17 protein-coding genes, 1 riboswitch and 1 other annotated feature (1 of these 19 cut by a window edge) are annotated in these 18,304 nt (G+C 33.5%); of the genes, 5 read left to right on the top strand and 12 right to left on the bottom strand.

Features of this window, described 5'->3' with window-relative positions; all coding sequences use genetic code 11:
* Positions 1–123 precede the first annotated feature (123 nt).
* From R9X47_RS25450 to R9X47_RS25430, 5 genes are all read right to left on the bottom strand, one after another.
* Positions 124–321, bottom strand: coding sequence for a cold shock domain-containing protein (locus R9X47_RS25450; RefSeq protein WP_432663925.1), 198 nt, complete (start codon positions 319–321; stop codon positions 124–126).
* A 254-nt stretch (positions 322–575) separates the two neighbouring features.
* The gene (locus tag R9X47_RS25445) at positions 576–1,325 is read right to left on the bottom strand and encodes a class I SAM-dependent DNA methyltransferase (protein ID WP_432663924.1); all 750 of its coding nucleotides are present in this window, start codon (positions 1,323–1,325) and stop codon (positions 576–578) included.
* 277 nt (positions 1,326–1,602) lie between these two features.
* Positions 1,603–1,830: a small, acid-soluble spore protein, alpha/beta type gene (locus R9X47_RS25440; RefSeq protein WP_432663923.1), complete on the bottom strand. Its 228-nt coding sequence runs from the start codon at positions 1,828–1,830 to the stop codon at positions 1,603–1,605.
* 275 nt (positions 1,831–2,105) lie between these two features.
* Complete coding sequence (locus R9X47_RS25435) at positions 2,106–3,116, bottom strand: CPBP family glutamic-type intramembrane protease (protein WP_432663922.1); 1,011 nt, start codon at positions 3,114–3,116, stop codon at positions 2,106–2,108.
* 16 nt (positions 3,117–3,132) lie between these two features.
* Positions 3,133–4,302 carry a M20 metallopeptidase family protein gene (locus R9X47_RS25430; protein ID WP_432663921.1) on the bottom strand — a complete coding sequence of 390 codons (1,170 nt, stop codon included), beginning with the start codon at positions 4,300–4,302 and terminating at the stop codon, positions 3,133–3,135.
* A 512-nt stretch (positions 4,303–4,814) separates the two neighbouring features.
* Here R9X47_RS25430 and R9X47_RS25425 point away from each other — a divergent pair.
* From R9X47_RS25425 to dapD, 4 genes are all read left to right on the top strand, one after another.
* Entirely contained in the window at positions 4,815–5,810 is a 996-nt protein-coding gene (locus R9X47_RS25425) for an aspartate-semialdehyde dehydrogenase (protein ID WP_432663920.1), read from the top strand.
* A gap of 57 nt (positions 5,811–5,867) precedes the next feature.
* Positions 5,868–6,056: riboswitch (Lysine riboswitch) on the top strand.
* Positions 6,057–6,191: 135 nt separating this feature from the next.
* The gene (dapA, locus tag R9X47_RS25420) at positions 6,192–7,079 is read left to right on the top strand and encodes a 4-hydroxy-tetrahydrodipicolinate synthase (protein WP_432663919.1); all 888 of its coding nucleotides are present in this window, start codon (positions 6,192–6,194) and stop codon (positions 7,077–7,079) included.
* Positions 7,080–7,090: 11 nt separating this feature from the next.
* Positions 7,091–7,843 (top strand): 4-hydroxy-tetrahydrodipicolinate reductase, encoded by a 753-nt coding sequence (dapB, locus tag R9X47_RS25415; RefSeq protein ID WP_432663918.1) that lies wholly within the window; start codon positions 7,091–7,093, stop codon positions 7,841–7,843.
* A 55-nt stretch (positions 7,844–7,898) separates the two neighbouring features.
* Positions 7,899–8,624: a 2,3,4,5-tetrahydropyridine-2,6-dicarboxylate N-acetyltransferase gene (gene dapD, locus R9X47_RS25410; RefSeq protein ID WP_432663917.1), complete on the top strand. Its 726-nt coding sequence runs from the start codon at positions 7,899–7,901 to the stop codon at positions 8,622–8,624.
* Between the two features lie 93 nt (positions 8,625–8,717).
* On the opposite strand, the gene hpt is transcribed toward dapD, so the two are convergent.
* Complete coding sequence (gene hpt, locus R9X47_RS25405; RefSeq protein WP_432667695.1) at positions 8,718–9,242, bottom strand: hypoxanthine phosphoribosyltransferase; 525 nt, start codon at positions 9,240–9,242, stop codon at positions 8,718–8,720.
* A 291-nt stretch (positions 9,243–9,533) separates the two neighbouring features.
* Between hpt and R9X47_RS25400 the strand changes: the two genes are divergently transcribed.
* A complete protein-coding gene (locus tag R9X47_RS25400; RefSeq protein ID WP_432663916.1) occupies positions 9,534–10,748 on the top strand; it encodes a CD0519/CD1768 family membrane protein in 1,215 nt (404 codons plus the stop codon).
* A gap of 57 nt (positions 10,749–10,805) precedes the next feature.
* Here R9X47_RS25400 and R9X47_RS25395 read toward each other — a convergent pair whose 3' ends face one another.
* The 6 genes from R9X47_RS25395 to R9X47_RS25370 all read right to left on the bottom strand — a co-directional run bounded on the left by R9X47_RS25395 (position 10,806) and on the right by R9X47_RS25370 (position 18,082).
* Complete coding sequence (locus R9X47_RS25395; RefSeq protein WP_432663915.1) at positions 10,806–12,575, bottom strand: sigma-54-dependent Fis family transcriptional regulator; 1,770 nt, start codon at positions 12,573–12,575, stop codon at positions 10,806–10,808.
* A gap of 422 nt (positions 12,576–12,997) precedes the next feature.
* On the bottom strand, positions 12,998–13,930 hold the full coding sequence (pfkB, locus tag R9X47_RS25390; protein ID WP_432663914.1) for a 1-phosphofructokinase: 933 nt from the start codon (positions 13,928–13,930) through the stop codon (positions 12,998–13,000).
* A gap of 198 nt (positions 13,931–14,128) precedes the next feature.
* On the bottom strand, positions 14,129–14,263 hold the full coding sequence (locus R9X47_RS25385; RefSeq protein WP_432663913.1) for a hypothetical protein: 135 nt from the start codon (positions 14,261–14,263) through the stop codon (positions 14,129–14,131).
* Between the two features lie 266 nt (positions 14,264–14,529).
* Positions 14,530–15,174 (bottom strand): single-stranded DNA-binding protein, encoded by a 645-nt coding sequence (locus R9X47_RS25380; RefSeq protein ID WP_432663912.1) that lies wholly within the window; start codon positions 15,172–15,174, stop codon positions 14,530–14,532.
* Between the two features lie 433 nt (positions 15,175–15,607).
* Complete coding sequence (locus R9X47_RS25375; RefSeq protein WP_432663911.1) at positions 15,608–16,321, bottom strand: hypothetical protein; 714 nt, start codon at positions 16,319–16,321, stop codon at positions 15,608–15,610.
* 258 nt (positions 16,322–16,579) lie between these two features.
* Positions 16,580–18,082: a sodium-dependent transporter gene (locus R9X47_RS25370; protein WP_432663910.1), complete on the bottom strand. Its 1,503-nt coding sequence runs from the start codon at positions 18,080–18,082 to the stop codon at positions 16,580–16,582.
* Between the two features lie 85 nt (positions 18,083–18,167).
* Positions 18,168–18,304 (bottom strand) — a binding site (T-box leader); it runs 68 nt beyond the window's last position.

Raw genomic sequence — 18,304 nt, 5'->3', positions numbered from 1 at the left:
ATATCTATATTTGAGAAATCAAAATGAAGTTTTTGTCTAGATCTGTGATTCTATTTAGGTCAAAAACGCAACAATAAAGCCCTGAACTAGTCAGGGCCGATAAGCTTATTAATTATCTATAAATTAAAGCTTAGTAACTTGAGTTGCTTGAGGTCCTTTGTCACCATCAACAACATCAAATTCAACTTCTTGGTCTTCTTCTAAAGTCTTGAATCCATCTCCAAGAATTGCAGAATAATGAACGAATACGTCATTTCCATCTTCAGCAGTGATAAATCCGTATCCTTTTTCTCCGTTAAACCATTTTACTTTACCTTTCATGAAACAATCAATCCTCCTAAAACTTCCAAAAATTAGATTTAATTAAGCTAGCTCATACTAATTTTAACACAGGCCATTTGCAGTGTCAAACAATTAGCTAAAAAACCTTTATTATTAGAATACTCAAAACTTCTAAATATTATACATAATTTATTGATTATTTTTCTATTTTTTTAAACCAATAGGAACTTTTTACAATTATGTATATATGTAATTTCCATTATATCTGTAGAAAAAATCAATTTCAGCAATCTTTATGAGTTACTTTTTTTACATACAAAACATATTCTTTCATCGGTATATTGGAAATCTTCAAAGGTAAAGGCATTATAGATGTCTATATCTTCAAACCCGACACTTTGCAAAAGTTCTATAACCATTTCTCTCCTGTAGGCTCTCTGGTAGTGACATTCTTGATGCCTTGCAAATAATTCTCCATCTCTAGTGAAGATAGTCAGGTCCAATTCACATATATCTGAGTCATCATCAAAATAGTTTTGCCATAAGTATGACACATCTTCATAATTTTCTCCATAAACATTGTTTCCAAGAATTTTAGAGAGCTTGTAATAAGAACTTATGTCAAAAATAAAGATCCCTTCATCCTGAAGTAAAGAATATACCTTATCAAATATTGATGCTAAATCGTCCTCCTCTAGGATATAGTTAAATCCATCACATAGACAGACTATAGCATCTACCTGCTTTGAATAGTTCAAATCTCTCATATCCTGATTAATATATCTAACATCCTGCCCAATAGCATGTGCTTTGTCCTTAGCAAAGGTTAACATTTCACTTGATATATCGATACCAATCATGTCATACCCTCTTTTTGATAGCCTATTTGTTATATTACCGGTACCACATGCAAGTTCCAAAATAGTTTTAGGTCTTGATCCCTCTCTACCAAAAATTTTTTCTATGTAGTCAACCCAACTATCATAGTCGACATCCCTCATTAGAAAATCATAAACCTTAGCAAATCCACTATAAGCTTCCATCTTTATCCCTTCTTACCTTTCACCTAGATTATTCATCGATTCTTAAATTATACACAAAACCTATCTAAAGCAAAAGAGGTAAATAAAAAAAGAGATAGAAAGCTCTATCCCTTAGACTGTTGATAAATCCGAATTTCTTCGTTGTTGCTTCAACCAAGAACCCTTACGTATGTCTGTATACGCTGCGGTCTCTTGCTTTCATCACGCCTCGAACTTCAGATTCCTCAACAGTCTATCATCTTGTTGACTTTGTCAACAAGATGAGGGATAGAAAACTCTATCCCTCTTGCTGTACTTGTTCTTGTTCCTGCATTTTTTTCATTTTCTTTTTCCTTACTGTTATTAGACCTCCGATTCTACCGGTTTCCTTGGCTGTTAATCCTCCCCAGCCATCACTCATAACCTTATCTAGAAGTCCTAATTCAGATGCAATTTCATACTTCCATTTATCTTCTATTGTTTCAATTTTAAATTTTTTGTTTTTGTCTCGATTTTTTTTTGACAAATTTATCACTCCCCTCACAAGTATTATTGAGTAAGGGGTTGACTTTTATACATAAAATAACAATTATTTCTTAAACTTTTGTAATATTTATCTTTTTTTGTTGATATTTCACTATTTTAATGCTATTCTTTTTTATGGTTGTTATGTTGTTTCCCACTCCCCCTTTAAATATATATTGTACAATATATATTTAAGTTAACACCTTGAAAGGACGATATTTCGGGGTGTTTTTTTTTATTCATATATTCTCCTGTATCATCTCCACATTTGTATGCTTACCAAGAAAACTGTAGATAAGAAAAAAAGATATACATAACACACACAATCCCCACAGGAATGAATCTTATAAATCTATAACCCTCTTCTTTTTGCTGGTCAATTTGATTATCCATATTCTTTTCATAAAAACTGTCAATATCTATATTGGAGTTTTCATATTCATAATAATCATCCTGATTATCAAGTAGGTTACTATCAATGTCTCTCTTCAAGTATCTTATGAGTAAAAATGCAAGAGTTCCTGAAGCAGTTGCTATAACTCCTAAGAGTACTGTAGCGGCAATTAATTGTCCAGTGGTTGGCATTGTATTTTTATCTGGTGCAAAATTACCGTATTGGCCTAATTTCTCATATAAAATAGTCAATCCATACATCAGGGTGACCGCTATACCATTATTAGTGATATGACCTATTATACCTGCGTATATCGAGTCAGTTATATGCACCAAGTACCCAAAAACTAATCCTAAGACTATCGGTGCAGCTAAGTTTTGTAGGTTAAAGTGGAATACACCAAACATCACTGCAGTGGTTACTATACCTACCATTTTATATTTTTCTTCATAAACCCTCAACAATAGACCTCTAAAAAGTACTTCTTCACATATTCCTGCTGAAATTGCAATAATAAAGAAAAGCACTATATATTCACTAAAGTTTTCTGCCACTGGTACTGGCGATGGTATAATATCTAGGCCAAGAAAACTTAGAATAGACAACACTATCACATTAGCAAAGGCGGCTATAGGATAACTTAGCAATGTTACTAATACAACAACCAGACCATGTTTTACTCTTATTTTGTTAAATCTCAAAAACTTTCTTATCCCTATGCCCTTTACTTTAAGGAAAATAATAACAGGTAATAGTACTAGAATATACTCCGTAATTATTAGACCAAGCTTGATATTTGTACTTTGGGCATAGGCACCAATTGTAACTAGTAGCAGCGCTGCAACTAAGTAAAGAATATTCGTTTCTAAAATACTAACCTTTCCTTTTTTCATAAAATCACCTCTATAACTACTCTTCCAAAGAATTATTATGAATCAGTGTACTTACATATATTTGCACTCCTGCAGCCAGGACATCTTCGTTAAAATTGAATTTAGAATTATGAAGAGAATAAACATACCCTTTTTCTTCGTTCCTCACACCTAAAAAGAAAAATAATCCTGGAACTGCCCTTTGATAGTAAGAAAAGTCTTCGGCAGTCATTTGTGGTTTAACTATTTCGATATGCTCTTCACCAATTGCAGCAATAAAATTATCTACCAACTTCTTGTCATTATCTACAAATGGGTACATATCTCTAAAGACAACATCTATTTCGCAATCATGCGCCATTGCTAAGCTTTTAGAGACTATTTTCATTTTTCTCTTCATTTTTTTATATATCGACTCATTAAAGGCTCTCATAGTTCCTTCCATAACAACTTCACCTGCTATAACATTTCTTCTTTCTCCACCTTCAATCCTTCCTATAGTTATAACAGCCGGTTCTACGGGATCTACGTTTCTACTTATTATATGATGTATTGAGTTTATAAGTTCTGATGCTATTACTATGGAATCCTTGCTATTGTGCGGCATCGCACCATGGCCACTCTTCCCTTTTATATGTATATCAAACTCTCCGGTTTGCGCCATTATAGGTCCTGACTTTAATCCTACCTTTCCTTCCATAACATCCGGATATAGATGAAGTCCATATATCGAGTCTACATTGTATCTCTTAAAGACTCCTTCCTTTACGATGATCTCTGCACCACCTGGTCCCTCCTCGGCAGGTTGGAAAATCAAAAGTATATTATCTTTAATCTTTGCTCTATTCTGGGATAAATACATAGCAAAACCTAGTAATATAGCAGTATGACCGTCGTGCCCACAAGCATGCATCATCCCATTGTGCTGTGATGAGTATTCCACATCCGTTCTCTCGCTTATTGGCAATGCATCGATATCGGCTCTAAAGGCAATGGTTTTATTCCCTTCACTCCCCTTAAAATAGACCATCACTCCAGTTCCAGCAGTCTTTTCAATGTTATCTATTTCTAGTTTTTTTAAAAAATTAGTGATATATTCGTTTGTCTTATATTCCTTAAATCCTAGTTCAGGTATTTGATGTAAATCCCTTCTTGCTTTAATTATTGATTGCGATATATCTCGTATATCTTTGTCCAGTTTAATCATAATCTCACCTCTACAAAGTTTGATTTTATTTAGGATCTGTAAAATTTATCACGTATATTTATATAAAACTATATTTATGATTATATAATAAGTATTCTTTGATATACTATATCTTTATATTATTTTTTTCAAGTTAAAACCACGAATTTTCTTAAGAAATTTTAACTTATGAATAAATATAATTTTGGCTTCATGCTTGAAAAAATCTGCCATAAGAATCTTTATATTTATAATAGACTTTTTTGTTGACATCCCCTCTGACAAGTGTTACCATATATATAATTTAGGTACAAGGAAGGAAGAAAGCATTTTTTCTTTTTGCTGTTCTATATAAAAGGTCTCTGTATTTTTTTAAGTATTTTTTAATAAATATAAGATGTAACAATCATTATTCTTTGGGCATATTATATATTTAACCGATGAATTATCATAGAATAATGTATGTACAATCCTACAGTTTTGTTACAACTGGCGTAGACTTTTATTTTAAGTGGAGAATGGGAGGTTTTATTTTGAGAAAAGCAAATATAGCCGTTGTTGGCGCAACAGGAATGGTTGGAAGAACTTTTTTAAAGGTTTTAGAAGAAAGAGACTTTCCATATGAAAACCTATATGTCTTTGCATCATCAAAGTCTGCAGGCCAAAAGGTAAAGTGTAAGGGTATCGAATATACCGTTGAAGAGCTAAAGGAAGACTCATTTGATAGGGACATAGACATAGCTCTTTTTTCTGCCGGTGGGGATACAAGCAAAAAGTTTGCCCCAATAGCTGCTTCAAAAGGAGTAGTCGTAGTAGACAATAGTAGTGCTTGGAGAATGGAAAAGGATGTTCCATTAGTTGTTCCTGAGGTTAATCCAGAAGCCATCAAATCACATAAAGGAATTATTGCAAATCCTAACTGTTCAACGATTCAAGCAGTGGTTGCTTTAAAACCTTTACATGATAAGTACAAAGTTAAAAGAGTTATTTACTCTACTTATCAAGCAGTTTCTGGTTCTGGTGTAAAGGGTATAAAGGATTTAGAAGAGGGCTTAAAGGGTAACGATTTAAAGAATGCCTATCCTCATCCTATAGCAAATAATTGTCTTCCTCATATAGACATCTTTATGGAAAATGGATATACTAAAGAGGAAATGAAAATGATAAATGAAACGCAAAAGATATTGAATGACTATGACATAAAGATAACTGCTACTACTGTTAGGGTTCCTTTATATGATTGTCATAGTGAAGCAATAAATCTTGAGTTTGAGAACGAATTTGAAGTTAATGATATAAAGAGTTTATTTAAATCAAGTCCTGGAATCGTACTACAAGATGATCCAGAAAACAACGTTTATCCTCTTGCTACAAACGCCAGAGGAACTGATCTAGTATACGTTGGTAGGATAAGAAGAGATTTTAGTATCGAAAATGGCTTGAATTTTTGGGTTGTTGCTGATAATATTAGAAAAGGTGCAGCAACCAATGCTGTTCAAATTGCAGAAGAATTAGTAAAAGACCTTTAATATTTATTTAGTATTCAAAAGAAAAATGATAAAAAAACAAATACAGAATTACGTTGGTTGTGATCTAGAGGCCGCAGTTTGTAAAGAGTACTTCAGATGAACATCAGGGGAATTAATCTCTGTTGGAAAGGTACAGCTGCCGAAGCATATGTCTTTCCCCAAGGATATGTGTTGGGACTATACTGAACAAGTATAGTACTGTCGTCAATTGAAAGCCCAGTCTTTTGATGGAGTGCTATTTCACACAGGGCAAAAAGGAACTTAGCTGACTTCCAAACAGTCAATAGCGCTTTTTGCTCTTGACTGTTTTTATTTTTGCTAAAAAAAGTTAAATTGTTAAATAATATTTACTATAAAATTTTGTATGAAAGGATGATTTGTTTGAGTATGAATTTATTTAGAGGCTCAGGGGTTGCATTGGTTACTCCATATAACGGGGATAAAGTAAACTATGATAAGCTTGAAGAAATGCTTGAGTGGCATATAGAACAAGGTACTGATGCCATAATTATCTGCGGAACCACTGGAGAACCATCTACAATGACAGACGCAGAACAAAAGGAAGTTATTCGATTCACAGTAGAGAAAGTAAATAAGAGAATACTTGTTATCGCTGGGGCTGGAAGTAATAATACTGCCCATGCTATTGAGATGAGTCAATATTCAGAGAAAGTTGGAGCTGATGGCTTGTTACATGTTACTCCATACTATAACAAAACTACTCAAAGAGGTTTGATTGCTCACTTTACTGCAATTGCTGATGCTGTTAATATTCCAATTGTTTTATATAATGTGCCTGGTAGAACAGGAGTAAACCTGCTTCCTTCAACCTTAGGAGAACTATCTAAGCATCCAAATATCTGCGCAATAAAGGAAGCCAGCGGTAATATCGCTCAAGTTGCAGAAATGGCAAGACTAGTTCCAGAGGATTTTTACATTTATTCTGGAAACGACGATATGATTGTTCCCCTTATGTCACTTAGAGGTGATGGAGTAATCTCAGTAGTAGCTAATATTGCTCCTAAGGATACCCATGATTTAGTTCAAAAATTTATTGATGGTGATGTAAAAGGATCTTGCGACCTTCAGCTAAAAATGAAGCCTCTAATCGATTCCCTTTTCCTAGAGGTAAATCCTATACCGGTTAAAACAGCCATGAATCTAATGGGCTTTGAAATGGGTAATCTTAGACTTCCTTTAGTTGATATGTCTGATGAAAACCTTGAAATCCTTAAGGCTAGAATGAAAGAATATGGACTACTTAAATAGGAGGGATAATTTTGATAAAGGTAATACTTTGCGGATCTAATGGTAAGATGGGGCATGTGCTTACTGATCTAATATCCGAAAATCCAGAAATGGAAGTTGTAGCAGGCATTGATAGCTCAGAAGCATGTCCATATAATTATCCCGTTTTCGCTGATTTCAATAATTGTAATATTAAAGCAGACGTTATAATAGATTTTTCTCATCATTCAGTAGTATCTGGCCTAGTTGATTATTGTGTTAAAACAAATACCCCTGCAGTTATCTGTACAACTGGATTAGATGAATCTTTAGTTGAAAAGATTAACACAGCATCTAAAAAGGTTCCTCTTTTTAGGTCAGGTAATATGTCTTTAGGTGTTAATCTTATAATGGATTTAGCTAAAAAGGCTGCAAAAATCCTAGCAGATAATTTTGATATCGAAATCATTGAGAAGCATCATAATAGAAAGGTTGACGCTCCAAGCGGAACTGCATATATGATCGCTGAGGCCATTAATGAAGAGCTGTCAGGAAGCAAAGATTATAACTACGGAAGATATGGAAGAGCGGCAAAACGTCAAAGCTCAGAAATTGGAATCCATGCTGTACGAGGCGGAACTATTGTTGGAGAACATACTGTTATCTACGCTGGACCCGATGAAGTTATTGAGATCAAACATACAGCTATGTCAAGGAAGGTTTTTGCCTCTGGTGCTATAAAAGCGGCAAAATTTCTGACTTCTAAAGAAAATGGTTTATATAATATGGATGATATATTAAAATAGTAAATAATAGTATAGTGATTTAATTACTTAACTTAAGAAAGGATTGATTTAACAAATGACGAAGGAAACAAATACTTATGATCTAACTAATCCATATGAGATTGCGAAATTTATCAAGAATGCGAAGAAGTCTACTCCTGTAAAGGCATATGTCAAGGGAAGTCTAGATTCTATCGAAGATGAAAGTATAAAAATCTTTGGTGGTGAAAACTTCTGGATTCTATTTGGTGAGAGTACTGATGTAGCTAACTTTATAGAGAAAAACAGTTCCATCATAGAAGATGTTGTTCTTGAAAACGATAGAAGAAACTCTGCTATTCCTTTATTAGACCTAAAAAATATCGAAGCAAGAATAGAACCTGGTGCATTTATTAGAGATCGAGTTAAAATAGGAAAAAATGCTGTTATAATGATGGGAGCAGTTATAAACATAGGTTCTGAAATTGGTGAAGGGTCTATGATTGATATGAATGCTGTATTAGGCGCAAGAGCAACAGTAGGTAAAAATGTTCACGTTGGTGCGGGTGCTGTTTTAGCAGGTGTCCTTGAACCACCTAGTGCTGATCCTGTAACAGTAGAGGATAATGTTATGATTGGTGCAAACGCTGTTATATTGGAGGGCGTTAGAATTGGTGAGAACGCAGTTGTTGCAGCTGGTTCTATAGTTACAGCCGATGTACCTCCAAATGTTGTTGTAGCTGGAGCTCCTGCTAAAATCATAAAGGATAAAGATGAAAAAACTGCTGATAAGACACAATTGTTAGAAGATTTAAGAGGATAAATAATTTAGCAAATCGTCTTATATCTAATATAAAAAGAGATAGTATCTATATACTGATACTATCTCTTTTATATTAAAACATTTTAATTTTATTTAGTCTACAAAAGCAAAAACATAAGGAACGTTTCTATAGTAGTCTCCATAATTCAATCCGTAACCAACGATAAACTTATCTGGAATAGTAAATCCAACGTAATCTGCTTCAAGGTCTACTTTTCTTCTTGACGGTTTATCTAATAGAACGCAACTCTTTACGCTATTTGGATTTTTTGATTTTAGATAATCCATAACAAATTCCATTGTTATACCAGTATCTGCAATATCATCGGCTATTAGTACATCATAGCCTTCTAAGTCTCCCTTTATATCATAAAGCACATTTACTTTCCCCGAACTTTCTTCAGAATGACCATAGCTTGATGTAGTCATAAACTCAATTTTAACAGGTATGTTGATTTCTCTTACTAAATCCGCAGTAAAAATGAAGCTTCCTTTTAATAATGAAACAACTAAAAGATTCTTACCTTCATAGTCTTTAGATATTTGCTTACCTAATTCTTCTACTCTCTTCTGAATATCTTCCCTACTAAATAGAACCTCTTTTCGTTTTTTTTCTATATCCATAATAGTATTACCTCCAAATTTTTTTACGTTTATATTTTACTATTCTAATTAATATTTATAAAGTTGTCAATTGAGAAATTGCATATTTCAACATAATCCCAGATTTTTTCCATAAACCCCCATTAAACCAAGATCAAATATTACAATTATTTAAATTTTAATTTAGTATCAGGCAATTGAAAGTTATATAAACAAATTGTACAATTAAATCATTGAGCATATGTATATGCATAAGTAGAGTTTTACTATATGAGCTCTATAAAACTGACTAAAGGTGGTATGCTTATGGAAAACGTTAACAAAGGAGTTGTATCAACTAATACACTCCCCAAAACAAAAAAACCTGTTTCTAAAGAAACCTTTGTATTTTTAGGATTTATTATTTTATCATTTGCCTATTTAAGTTCTGAAATGGGCGTTGGAATAATGTTTAATGTAATAATGAAAACTGCCCACGAATTACTATTAAACACTGTATTCTTTATAATGGCTATAGCAGTATTAGCTGGTTCCTTCGCTGCTCTCCTATCGGAATTTGGATTTGTCGCTCTTATAAATATGATTATCTCCCCTATTATGAAACCTTTATATGGACTTCCTGGGGCTGCATCAATAGGAGCTATAACGACTTATTTATCCGACAACCCTGCAATAATATCTTTATCAAAGGACAAAGGGTTTATTAAGTATTTTGAAAAGCATCAAGTTCCTGTATTATGCAATCTCGGAACTGCTTTTGGAATGGGACTTATATTAACGACATTTATGATTAGTCAAGGGAAAGGAACAGAATTTGTAGTTCCAGTTATAATCGGTAATTTAGGGGCTGTATTTGGAAGTATAGTCAGTGTAAAGTTTATGCTTCGATATACTAAGAAATTCTATAATGTATCTGATAATATTAAAATTTCAGCTTCAGATAAAGATACTGGCTTTAATAAGGTTAGAGAGATACGTTCTGGTAATGTATTAGAAAGAGCACTAGATGCCATACTAGAAGGCGGAAAAAACGGCGTCGAAATGGGTCTTGCTATTATACCTGGAGTATTATTTATTTGTACTATAGTTATGATACTAACCTTTGGTCCAAGCGAAGTTGAAAATGGTGTAGCAATTTATAAAGGTGTGGCATTTGAAGGAGTGAACCTTCTTCCAAGGCTAGGAAATGTTATTTCACCTATACTTAAACCTTTATTTGGATTTAAAAGCGCAGAAGCAATTGCTTTCCCTATTACATCTCTTGGATCTGTTGGGGCAGCTTTAGCATTAGTTACAGAGTTCTTAAAAAATGGTATTATTGGAGCAAATGAAATAGCAGTCTTCACAGCAATGGGGATGTGCTGGAGTGGATATCTAAGTACACATGTAGGTATGATGGATGCCCTCGGAGTAAGACAATTAGCTAATAGAGCAATTTTGAGCCATACAATCGGCGGTCTGTGCGGAGGTATATTTGCTCACTATTTATATGTTTTATATAGTATGATTTTTTTAATATAGTCCAAAATTCAAGAGTTCCATGTTCTAAATGCAAAAAAGCTTAGAACATGGAACTTTTTAATCTAAATCATATTCTTTTATCTTTCTATAAATAGTTGCTCTGCTAATGCCTAATGCCTCTGAGGCCTTTTCCATGGCCTTCTTACTCTTCCCGAATTTTTCCATAGCCTTTATAATCTCTTTCTTTTCTAGTTCTTTTAATGGCATTATTCTTTGTGAATAGCTTGAAGATGATGTCTGTTTACTTACTCCTATCCGTTTTGGTAAATCGTTAATACTAATAGAGTTGGACATTGCCATGTTAACCGAATATTCTATAGTATTTTCTAGTTCCCTTACGTTTCCGGGCCAACCATAATCCATGAACACTTCTATAACATCTCGATCTATTTCAAGAATGTTTTTATTTAACTTATAATTAAACTTATCTACAAACTTATTTGCTAAGACAGAAATATCTTCTTTTCTTTCCCTTAGTGGAGGAATATACAGAGGAATTACATTTAATCTATAATAGAGATCCTCTCTAAATTCACCATCCCCTACCATATCGTCAAGCTTTTTGTTAGTGGCAGCTATAATTCTAACATCAATAGGTATAAATCCCCTACAGCCTATTCGAGCAATCAAATTTTCTTGCAGTACTCTAAGTAGCTTTGTTTGCAAATGCAGCGGCATGTCCCCAATCTCATCTAAAAAAATAGTTCCCCTATTAGCTAATTCAAACTTTCCAGTTTTCCCTCCCTTTTTTGCGCCTGTGAAAGCACCCTCTTCATAACCAAAAAGCTCACTCTCAAGTAAATTTTCCGGTATAGCGGCACAATTTATAGGTATAAAAGGATATTTTCTTCTATCGCTTGAAAAGTGAATAGCCCTTGCAAACAGTTCCTTTCCAGTACCGCTTTCTCCTTGTATTAGTATTGTAGAAGTACTCTTGGCAGCCCTTCTAGCAAAATTCTTCACAAGATCTAAGGTCGTACTTTTACCTATGATATCATCAAATGTCATTTCTAGACTTGCGCCCATTACATCATTTACAACATTAATGATTTCATTCATTTTACTAAAGGTAAGAACAAGACCAATGACCTCTTCTTCAACAAATATTAGATTGGCATTATATATACCACTCAGATTATTTCCATTAATGTTGTAATAAAATTTTCTATTCCTTATGGTTTTCTTATTATTCACAATACTCTCTAGTTCAAAATCATCAACTAATTCCTTTATATTACTCACATATTCACCTTTGTTCTTAATGCCAAACATATTCATTGCTTTAGAGTTGTAATGTAAAATATTGCCCTTTATATCCAAGGACACAACCCCCATATCAATGGAATCAAGCAAAACCTCTAATTCTTTTGCTAATAAGTTTATTTCTTGGGTCTTTTTCTCTTCAATTAACTTTGTAGCAATCAAATCCGACATTCTTGTGAGAAATTCCAAAAGGTTCTCTTTATTACTTACTATTGATTTTTTTTGATCTTGATCAAAGGCTATAAGTCCTATTACACCTTTGATCTGTCCATTAACTTTAATTGGACAACACACCTCAGCATATTCCTGACACACACTCTTGGCGTCACATTTTTCACAGGCCTTATGCGCTCTAGGCTCCTCAATAATAATTTTTTCTCCGTGTCTAAGCGTATAGGCCATAGCTGTGTTTTGACTTACCTTGTCCCCGATATTTTTTATGTATAGACCAGTTGCAGCAATTCTGTTCAATTTATCATCTATTATAGTAACATCTACGTTTATAACGCTTTCAATGGCCTTTGCAATCCGTTGAACATTTTGCGAAATATTAATAAGCTCCATATTTATCTCCTTCTTATCTGTTCCAAGTTAATTATATTTTACTCCTTTAGAGTTAACATTTATAAAAAGGCTAAATTTTAGTATGTCCTTACTTTACATTTTACTATAAAATAAAATAGTTTCATAATAAAAACTAAAGGACATCGAACCCTCAGGCTGTTGACAAACCCGAATTTCTTCGTTGTTGCTTCAACCAAGAACCCTTACGTATGTCTATATACGCTGCGGTCTCTTGCTTTCAGCACGCCTCGGACTTCAAATTTCTCAACAGCCTGCCATCTTGTTGACTTTGTCAACAAGATGATGGAATCGAACCCTTTCAGCTTTGGTCAGATTTCTCTTCGAAAAATGGAATAAAAAAATAAACCAATCTCAAAAGATTAGTTTATCTTAATTATATAAATCACGCTTCTAGCGTTTTTCTATTCTACCCTTAAAAGCTTTGTCTCGTTATATAGACGGCTAACATTATCTTTATCTACATAACCAATCTCTTTTTCTAGAGCATTTGCAGTACCACATGCAACACCATATTTTATCGCTTCTTCTAAACTATAGTTCTCAGTTATGGCTATTGCAAATCCTGCAACCAAAGCATCTCCTGATCCCACTGTATTTACAGAATTAATAGTCGGTGCCTTAGCTTTAAAAACTCTATCCTTAGTTGCAAATATAGCACCTTCACTACCTAGAGATATTACTACTATATCTACTCCCTGCTTACATATATATCTTGATTCATGTACGATCTCAAATTCGTTCTTCAGATCGTAGCCCACTAAATCCCTAAGCTCATCAATATTAGGTTTAATCATATATGGCTTAGCCTTTATAGCTTCTTCTAAATACTTACCCGATGCGTCTATTATAGGTATTACATTATTATCCTTCGCTATCTTTACCATATCTCTATAAATTGTCTTCGGAACTCCTTTAGGAACGCTTCCCGAAGCTATAATAATCTTGCTGTATTTCAATATTTTTATATATTCCTTTATAAATCTAGTCAATTCTACCTTTGTTACAAAGGGACCGTTTTCATTAACTGTAGTTTCAGTATTATTGATAGGATCTATAATAGCCGTGAAATTACGAGATTCACCAGCAATATTCACAAAGGAGGTAGAAATCCCTAGTTTAATCAACTCTCTTTTGATGTATTCTCCCGAGAGTCCTCCCAAAAAGCCTGTTGCATTTATTCGTTGACCCAGTATAGCCGCGGTTTTAGCAACATTTATTCCTTTTCCACCCACTGTAACAGTCACATCATCAACTCTATATTTATTGTCTGCTTTAAAATTATTAATTATGTAAGATCTATCAATTGCTGGATTTAAAGTTACAGTAGTAATCATGTTAACCCCTTCTTTTACAAAAGTTAAATTTTTCAAATTCCTAAAAATGTCAAAACGAGAAATTAGGAACAAATAGTATTATACAACATAAAAGCAGTTTTTTAAAGCTTTTTTACTGATTTATCAAAAACCAGTATATTTTATTAAGAATTATGAACATTTTAGTCTATTGCCCAGGAAATCAAAGGAAAATATATCCTATTTATTCCCTTTATCTAATCTATATAATATATCCTTAATATCTCTTAGTAAAACTACTATTTTATTAAGAGAATATTGAATGGATGTAAGAATTACAAGAAGAATGAATCCTACAATAAAATTATAATACATATTTTCTCCTCCATAAAGTAAGGGCTTATTTAATATTTTACTCTATTCAGCCATTTTTTCAAGTTTTTATTATTCTAAATGAGACTAAAGTCTCATAGAACTATATTCCTTTTTTCAATATTTTATGTTTTACCCTCCAGAATTGATTATTTTTTCAAAATATTCAATTTTATTTGCATGTCAAAAAATAAAACCATACTCTCCCTTCTCAATTAATAAGATAATACACCAGGAAAAGTATGATTTATATATTTACAGTCAAATTATCATTCATCCTCTAACCTATTGTTTTCTTCAGGTAAGACGTTCATTTTTGATATAGATACCTCATATGCTATCTTCTTTAATACATTTTCTTCATCAAGTTTTTTCTGATATTCTCTACTCTGTATTCTACCCCAAACCTTTATTCTATCACCGACTTTCATTTTCTGAGAAAATCTCGCATTTCTCCCCCAAGCTATACATGGAATATAGTCGGATTTTCTATAGGGCCTATTTACTGCTACTAACATGTCAGTAATCTCTCTTCCAAATGGAGTAGTTCTATAAATAGGCTTTTTACAAATATACCCATCCAGGAATATTTGGTTTGGATTCGTTACATTCTCTAATTTTTCTTCAACAATATCTCTCGCAAATATTGTTAAAATCAATCTATTGCTACCATCTATAACTTTATTATAAGATCTTAGCTGCCCCTCAACTTTAAAGATTTTATCTTCATGAAAATTTAGATTTACTATTAGTCTTTCAGATATTGTAATAGGTAAAACATCATCATAGTTACTTAACCTAGGAATCTTCATTCTGAATACATAAAACCCCTCACCATATACCTCATGGCTAAATTCTAAATCTGAACAAGGTATTCCTATTACCGTAGATACATTATTTTCAAATACTTTCAAATCTCTAGCCCCCCTACGCTCCTTAATATTCATTGATTCTTGTGTTTTAGGGATATGATAAATAGATAGAATAACATATAATTTTTTATCCCTTAGCTCGGATTCTTCAGAGAAAATTTGAAATGATGTAAGTAGTTTTGAATTCTCTATAAAGAATCTTGGCTTAATAATCTAAGAATTTTACTCAATCTACAAATATATTTATTCTCCCTTTTGTAAAAATAGAACATAAGATTTGAAATTAGCTAGAAATTTTGATCCCAGATTATTTATGGAAAGTTTAAAAGGGTGCAAGTAATTTTGATTTCTAAAGCATTCATCAAGTTCGAAGGCATACCCAGACGGTACGTCGAGGACTCGATGAATGACTTAGAATCAAAAGGACGTAGCAGAGTTTTGAATTTTCCATGAATAATCTGGGTTGATTTATAAATTACTTAAAACTTCCCCTGTTCAGCTCATACATCGTTGTTTGAATACTCACTACAGGCACTTCATAAATGAGTGCTACTCCTATAGCTGATAGAAAGTGTGAAATATTAAATCCGTCACATTGCCTAATTTTAATAGGAAACTCCATCTGTTCAATCTCATTTCCATTTGATGTTGTTAATCCTCTTTGGATACTGCAATTAAAGGATATGGATCCATTAACATGTAAGCTTGAAGCGGTTATTGTTGATCTAGCATTGAGCCCATAGGTTATAACAAGCTTATCCCTTAGGCTATCAAAGTAGTTATATATTCCATCATTATCATTATTTATCATAACAATTCCATTTCTCTTTAGGTTTTCAATCATCGTTTTTTTCTTTTCTATGTCATGCTGATTGTTTTCTTTCTCTTTATGGGTTATTCCATCGTCTATCACCGTATCAAATGTATATTTATTTGTAAATTCATATATACATTTTGATTTTAAATCATCAAGGATTAGATAATCTAAGCTCATATCCTTGTAAACCAATTTATCAACATCTACATATTCCCGAGTCCCATTTTTGATAGATTTTTCATCGATTTTTATCATTCTCTTATTTTTTAGACCAACTTTAAATCCGTTTTGTTTTAGCAATAAAAACACCAAGTTACCGATTATGCTATTCTGACTATCCTTTGTTATGCCAATAAACTCAGTACTTTTCATCTTTTCAACTCCCATTAACTGATATAATTATACTGTGTTTTTAATAACACATTTATGTACGAAAAAAGTATGGGTTGCTTTTCCCATACTTTTTTTATAAATTATCTATTTATTTTATTTCTTGTTGAAAGCCTTATTGCTAAAGTAAGCAAATCCTATGCCATAAAATCCAACTGCAACGATCATCATGATAATTGATGTTGGGGACATTTGTTTTCCTCCCTCTGTTTTGACGTTTTATGAGCTATCTATTTTTTATTAATTTTTATTTGATTTTTCTAATTTACTCCCTGTCATCGGACCATCAACGATTCTGTTAGCTAAGTAGTTCTGTGTTAGAAGCGCTAATGCTATTAAGATAATCCATTGAAGTACAATGGTTCCAACACTAAAAGTCTCAAGTGGATGCCACCAATTGTCTGGATACCATGAAATAGCCTGCTTTACCCACCAGCCAAGTATTAGTACAAATAATGCAGGAAATAATCTTATGCATGTCGGCCACCATTTACCTACTTTGAAGTCTGCTGTAGGTATGTTGATTGACTTTGTTCTAAGCTCCTCAAGACCATACTTTATTAGAGCTGTGGCTACGCATAGCCCGCTCACAAGGAGTCCTACTCCCCATACCCAGTCTTGATTGTCTAGGAATTTTAGACTATATGCCGATGGAATCCCTAATAGAAATCCTACGATAATTACTATACGAGTGGCTTTGTTCCTATCTATTCCCATATCCATTACATTCCTAACACCAACCTCTATCATTGGCAGGAGCGAAGAAAGGGCCGCAATTGACATTGTTAAGAAGAATAATGCCGCTAGTATGTTTCCTGCAGGCATTCTGCTGAATAACTGAGCTAGATAAATAAATGTGATCCCTTGGTTCCCCGCTGATAATGCTTTGTCTGCGAATTCAGCCGATGGAGATAGGGCAAATATTGCAGGAAGTACTGTCATCCCTGCCACTAGAGCTCCTAGGTTATTCCCAAGTCCCATTATCATACAGTTTCCGCCTATATCTTCATTTTCCTTAGTATACACTGCATAGGTTATAATGAACCCCCAACCGGCTCCTGTTGACCAAGCTGACTGAGTGAAAGCCTCAAGCCATATCTTTGGATCTGCCAACATATAAAGCTTTGGACTAAACAGGTACTCTAGCCCCTTACTTGCTCCCGGTAGGGTTACTGCTCTAAATAGTGCGATTAATAACAGTCCGAAAAGTGTTGGTATCATTATCTTAGATGCCTTTTCTATTCCGTCAGTAACACCCTTATAAATAATAAATCCAGCTATTGACATTGCTATAAAATGGAATAATATTGTTTGTGATGGCGCCTTTGTGAAAACCTTCCATATCTGTTCTGTCTCATTTATTCCAATTCCAGGCTTGAAGGCTCCAGCTACTGACAATGTAAAGTATTTCATACACCATCCCATCACTACTGAATAATAAAACATGATAAGTAAGCATACTCCTGCTATCCAGGTTCCCATCCAGGTAAATTTCTTACCTAGAAAGTCCCTAAAGGATCCTATGGTTCCGAGTCTTGTTTTCTTTCCAATTACCATCTCACCCATTAGTAGGGGAATAGACCATACTAAGAGGGCTACGGTCCAAGCAATTATGAATGGTCCCCCGCCATTTTTAGCAGCAACCCTCGGAAATCTCCATATGTTCCCTGTACCTATTGCCATACCTATACTTGCTGCTATAAAGCCCCAACGGCTTCCCCATTGTTCTCTTTTTTGACCCATGAAAATCTCCCTTCAAGTATTATTTTTAACCCGGGTTTAAAGTGACATATATAAACATACAAAAAAATAAAAAACCTCCTTCCCATAAAGGGACGGAAGTTATCCGCGGTACCACCCAATTTAATCACAATTAAGATTCTCTCATATAGCTATAACGGAACTATTACCGGTAATGGTTTATTTCACCAACAGCTTAGGAGCGGGTTCTAAAAGCTATCCTAG

Source organism: Wukongibacter baidiensis, assembly GCF_050888315.1.
In the GTDB taxonomy this organism is placed as follows: domain Bacteria; phylum Bacillota; class Clostridia; order Peptostreptococcales; family Caminicellaceae; genus Wukongibacter; species Wukongibacter baidiensis.
The sequence above is the reverse complement of the archived record's forward strand: the minus strand, read 5'-3'. Positions and strand labels throughout refer to the sequence as shown.